The 4384-nt window shown below is 63.5% G+C and carries 5 protein-coding genes; 3 read left to right on the plus strand and 2 right to left on the minus strand.

What is annotated here, in order from left to right:
* Both J7J55_03070 and J7J55_03075 read right to left on the minus strand, forming a co-directional pair.
* Window positions 1–505: ROK family protein (locus tag J7J55_03070; protein ID MCD6141687.1), on the minus strand; the 505-nt coding region annotated here is incomplete at its 3' end.
* Window positions 502–1542 carry a bifunctional phosphoglucose/phosphomannose isomerase gene (locus J7J55_03075; protein MCD6141688.1) on the minus strand — a complete coding sequence of 347 codons (1041 nt, stop codon included), beginning with the start codon at window positions 1540–1542 and terminating at the stop codon, window positions 502–504. The genes J7J55_03070 and J7J55_03075, both read right to left, overlap by 4 nt.
* A 49-nt stretch (window positions 1543–1591) precedes the next feature.
* Here J7J55_03075 and J7J55_03080 point away from each other — a divergent pair, with 49 nt between their 5' ends.
* The 3 genes from J7J55_03080 to J7J55_03090 form a co-directional block, all read left to right on the plus strand.
* Window positions 1592–3172, plus strand: coding sequence for a 1-acyl-sn-glycerol-3-phosphate acyltransferase (locus tag J7J55_03080; GenBank protein ID MCD6141689.1), 1581 nt, complete (start codon window positions 1592–1594; stop codon window positions 3170–3172).
* Window positions 3173–3211: 39 nt separating this feature from the next.
* A complete protein-coding gene (locus J7J55_03085) occupies window positions 3212–3763 on the plus strand; it encodes a hypothetical protein (GenBank protein MCD6141690.1) in 552 nt (183 codons plus the stop codon).
* A 133-nt stretch (window positions 3764–3896) separates the two neighbouring features.
* On the plus strand, window positions 3897–4384 hold a 488-nt coding region (locus J7J55_03090), incomplete at its 3' end, for a PaaI family thioesterase (protein MCD6141691.1).

A 4384-nucleotide genomic window follows, 5' to 3' on the forward strand; every position in this document is an offset into this window, starting at 1 on the left:
CCCCAGCCCCGAGACCGGTGCTGATCGTGACGTACACGATGTGGAGCTCCTCCTTATTCGCCGTTTTTTCCCCCACCCCGAACTCCACCTCGCCGAGGACGGCGGTGTTGCAGTCGTTCTCCAGCCGGACCGGAACGGAGAACTCCCGCCGCAACGGCTCGACCAAGGGGAGATAGAGGGGACGAGGCGGAAGATCGGGCGGAATGGAGGGCAGAACCATGTTGGTCGGGTTGAGGATCGCGCCGTGGGCGAGGGGGCCGGCCGCCCCGATCCCGATCCCCGCCAGCTCGGTCGCTCCTGCCTTGGCAAGGGCCGCGTGCAGGATCTCTTTCACCCGCCGCGCCAGGCCGTCGTAGGCGGTCCCGTCGGCAAATCGGGAGAACTCACCCTGGGAGAGGTCAGTCTCCACCTGCACGCGTCCCCGCACCTCCCCGGCCCGATCGGCGACGACCGCGGCCAGCTTCGTCCCTCCGATGTCCACCCCGGCCAGGTATCCGGGACTCATCTGGCGCTCATCCTCCGCTTGAACGACTCGATCAGCTCGACCGGGGTCGGATCGATCTGGTTGAGGATGGCTAAGTAGTAGCTCACGTAATCACCGAAGTGGATCTGGCTCAGCACCTGAGAAAGTTCGGATCTCCCATCCGCGCCGATCACGACGGCCGGGACCTTCCCGTGAAGGAGTTCGTGCATGATCTCGATCCGGGCCCGGTTCTCCGGGTGATCGTAGTCGTTTTCCAGGAAGACGCAGGAGAGGCCCTGGCGCAGGCGCTCGTCGCTGAACCCGACGATCTCGTTGTGGTTTAGTTCGGGGATCACGTTCCAGAATGCCGGTTGCTTCGAGTTCTCGTTTACCTGCGTCTTCCACCGCATCGCCACCAGATCGGTGTTCCCCGCCGTCCCGTAGAAGAGGGGAATCCGCCCGTACAGGCTCCGCGCCAGCTGCTTGGCCGGATTATCCGCCTCCGGGACCGCGGCGCGGGAAGCGTCCCGCACCGATTCCAGGGCGTGGATCAGCTCTTCCCAGTCGGGTTCGATGCGCAGCAGCCCGGCCTGGGCGAGGACGCGCAAGACCGAGAGGGCGAGGTAGCCCATCGCCGCCCGTGGCTGGTAACCGCGCGGGACACGGAGATGCGGAATCCCATGGGAGCGCGCGATCTCCTCGAGCTTTCCCCCGCTCGAGACCGCAAACGCTGGGATCCGGGCACGCAGCCCGGCATCGAGTCCGGAGATCGTCTCGGCCGTGTTCCCGGAGTAGCTCACCGCGATGATGAGGGTACCGTCCCCGGCGAACGAGGGAAGGGTGTAATTGCGGTTGACGAATACCGGGACACGGGAAAACCGTCGTGCGACCTCCCCGGCCATCGCCGATCCCCCCATCCCGCACACGATCACCTTATCCACTCCGGTCGGGATCTCGGGCCGGAAGCCGTCTCCCAACGCGATCCCCTCCCGGCATTGGTCGGGGTAGGCCTCGATGACCGCGATCATCCCGCCTTTGTCGTATTCCTGCAGTTGTCTTTCTTCGTCCAGTTCAGTCATAATGAGCCAATGATAACCGGAATTGTGCACGTCGTCTAAGGAGGTCGGAGTGGAGAGGGCAATCGCGAGGGCGGGATTATTCTTGGCTAGCCTTGCGTTCTACTGGGGCGGAATCCCGTTTGTCCTCCTCATCGCTGGGGAGCGGATCGGGTTGAAGTCGATTCCCGCGTGGATCGGGGCACCGTTCGGAGGGGGTCTCATCGCGCTTGGCGGGCTCGGAGCGGTGTGGTGCACTGTGACCATTTACCTGCGCGGCGGCGGGTTTCCGATCGCCTTCATGCCACCAAAACGGCTCGTGCAGGCCGGTCCGTACGGATTCTCCCGCCATCCCCTCTACATCTCTTTCCTCCTCTATCTCCTCGGCTTGGGGCTCGTATTCCGGTCGGCGGGGACCGTTGTGCTGATCCCCGGGATCGGGATAGTGATCGCACTGTACGCCCGTTTTCACGAGGAGCGGGCCCTGGAGCGAAAGTTCGGTGCGGAGTACGCCGCCTATCGCCGGGTCGTCCCGTTTGGCTTCCGCTATCGGCGCGGTGTTCCCGGCCCCGGGCTTCTGTTTGCGCTCGTTTATCTGGTCGGGAAACCGATCCTGCGGGCACTGTTCCCAACCCGGGTGCAGGGGAAAGAGAACCTTCCGCAGACTGGTCCGGCACTCCTGATCGCCAACCACTCCTCCTACCTCGATCCGCTGTTTATCTTTGCTGCGGCCGATCGTTACATTCGCTTTCTCGCCAAATCAGAACTGATGCGTTCCGGGTTCGGGAGGTGGTTCTTCACCCGTACCGGGACCATCCCTACCAGCCGGTACCGAGTCGATCCGGGGGCAGTGCGCGGGCTGCTTTCCGCGTTGCAGGCAGGGGAGATCGTGGGGATCTTCCCTGAAGGGGAACGGACGTGGGACGGGAATCCCCTCCCGGTACCGTCCCCGGTCCGTCGCATCCTCGCCCGTGCCGGGGTGCCGATCATCCCGGTGCGGATCACGGGCGGATACGTGATCTATCCCCGATGGGCCGACTATCCCCTCCCCGGTCCGCTCACGGTCGAGTTCTTCCCCCCACTCCCCCCACCGCACACTGCGGCGGACATCGACAAAGCCTTGTCCTGCATCGCTGCTCCAGCCACAGGAATGACGCTTTTCCCGCGGTCCGCGCGCGGGATCGAGCTCGTCCTGTGGGCCTGCCCACACTGTCACGAGATCGGGGTCATCGAACCGCATCGGAGGAACGTGCGCTGCAGAAAGTGCGGAGCAGAGTGGAGATTAGACCGAAAGCTCCGCCTCCACCCCCGCACCGGAGCTCCTGTCACAATCGGAGCTCTCTCCGCATCCATCCCGGTGGATGAGATCATCGAAAACCGGGAGTCCCTGAACTCGATCGGAGAGGTCGACGTCTTTACCGGAAATGGGGCGCTTGAGCCGGTTGGGACCGGGACGGTAACTTATCGAGCCGGGGAGATCCGGCTCGACGGGACAGCGTTCCCGCTGGCGGATGCCCGCATCCTGCGGATGGAAGGAAAGGACCGATTGGACATCGGTTTCTCCGGTGGCAGGCGCCTCCGTCTCCGGTTCCATCGCGACAGTCCGCTTAAGTGGGCCTTGTTCCTGGAGCGGAAGCTCGGGCGCAAAGCGTGAGTTGACAATCGTCTATCCAGTAACTATGCTGGAAATATCATGAAATCGATGCGGGTAGCGCTCTGTGCCTTGTTGACGGCGTTGATCCCCGGCCTGACGGTCGTCGGGGATACCCTTCCCGCGGACAAGGTATCGCGGGTGCAGACCGGAATGACCGTCGGTGGTGCCCTCCTCGGGCTTGGGATAGCAGGAGCGACCGCGTTCTCCCTGGTTCCTGATGGGACTGCTCTAGCAGATCGCCTCCTGGTCACGATCCCCGTCGCCGGGGTTGCCGGTGCAGCCGGTGCGTTCGTCGGCCGCTGGATCGCCGACACCGCGCTCAAGCTGCGGCCGTCCCGCCTCTACTCTCCCCTGCTCGGGGTCGGGCTGGGATTGATTGGAGGGGCGGTCATCGGCGGGATCGGCTTTGCCCTCTCAGTCGGGATCGCCGTTCCCACGGTTGATGCCCCGCCGGGCTACTGGGGCAGAGATTTCACGTATCCCCAGGCGGTCGGGATGGGCTTCGTCGCCGGCGCGTTCTGGGGCGGGCTCATCGGGATTCCGGTAGGAGCGATCGCCGTTCCGATCATCTCGATCTACCTCGGTTTCTGAAATTACCGTATTCTCTGTCCCATTGCCGTAGCGCATCCGGAACACTGCTTTTCGAGATCCCAAAGCCTCTCCCGCGGGGTTGTTCTCTGTACCGCAAGGGATCCCACTGGTATACTTTGCGGAGGAGGGCGAAATGCAGCACTACGTGGTTCGCAAGCAAAAAAACAGCAAGATGTGTTTTGTATGTGGAATGAAGAACCCATTCGGGTTGCAAGCGTTCTTTTACGAGCTGGACAACGGGGAAGTAGTAGCCGTGTTTCACCCCCGCGAGGAACACCAAAGCTATCCCGGGAGGCTGCACGGTGGCATCGCTGCGGCGATCCTCGACGAGACGATCGGCCGGGCCGGGATGATCCGGTACGGAGAGGAGATGTGGGGGGTAACCCTGGAATTTCGCATCCGGTTCCGCAAGGCCGTCCCGCTGGACGCTGATCTGCGGGTCGTTGGAAGGATAACCCGGGAGAACAACCGCGCATTTGAGGGATCCGGAGAGATCCTGCTCCCCGACGGGAGCGTCGCTGTGGAGGGCACCGGCAGGTACCTGAAGCTCCCGATCGAGAAGATCGCCGATTTCGACGTGGAAGAGCAAGAGTGGCGGGTCGTCCCGTCTCCGAACGACCC

The sequence above is a fragment of the Candidatus Bipolaricaulota bacterium genome (assembly GCA_021159055.1).
GTDB lineage: Bacteria > Bipolaricaulota > Bipolaricaulia > UBA7950 > UBA9294 > S016-54.

Coding starts and splice junctions, on each gene's coding strand:
- J7J55_03075 (MCD6141688.1), bottom strand. CDS start 1,542: ATGACTGAACTGGACGAAGAAAGACAACTGCAGGAATACGACAAAGGC.
- J7J55_03085 (MCD6141690.1), top strand. CDS start 3,212: ATGAAATCGATGCGGGTAGCGCTCTGTGCCTTGTTGACGGCGTTGATC.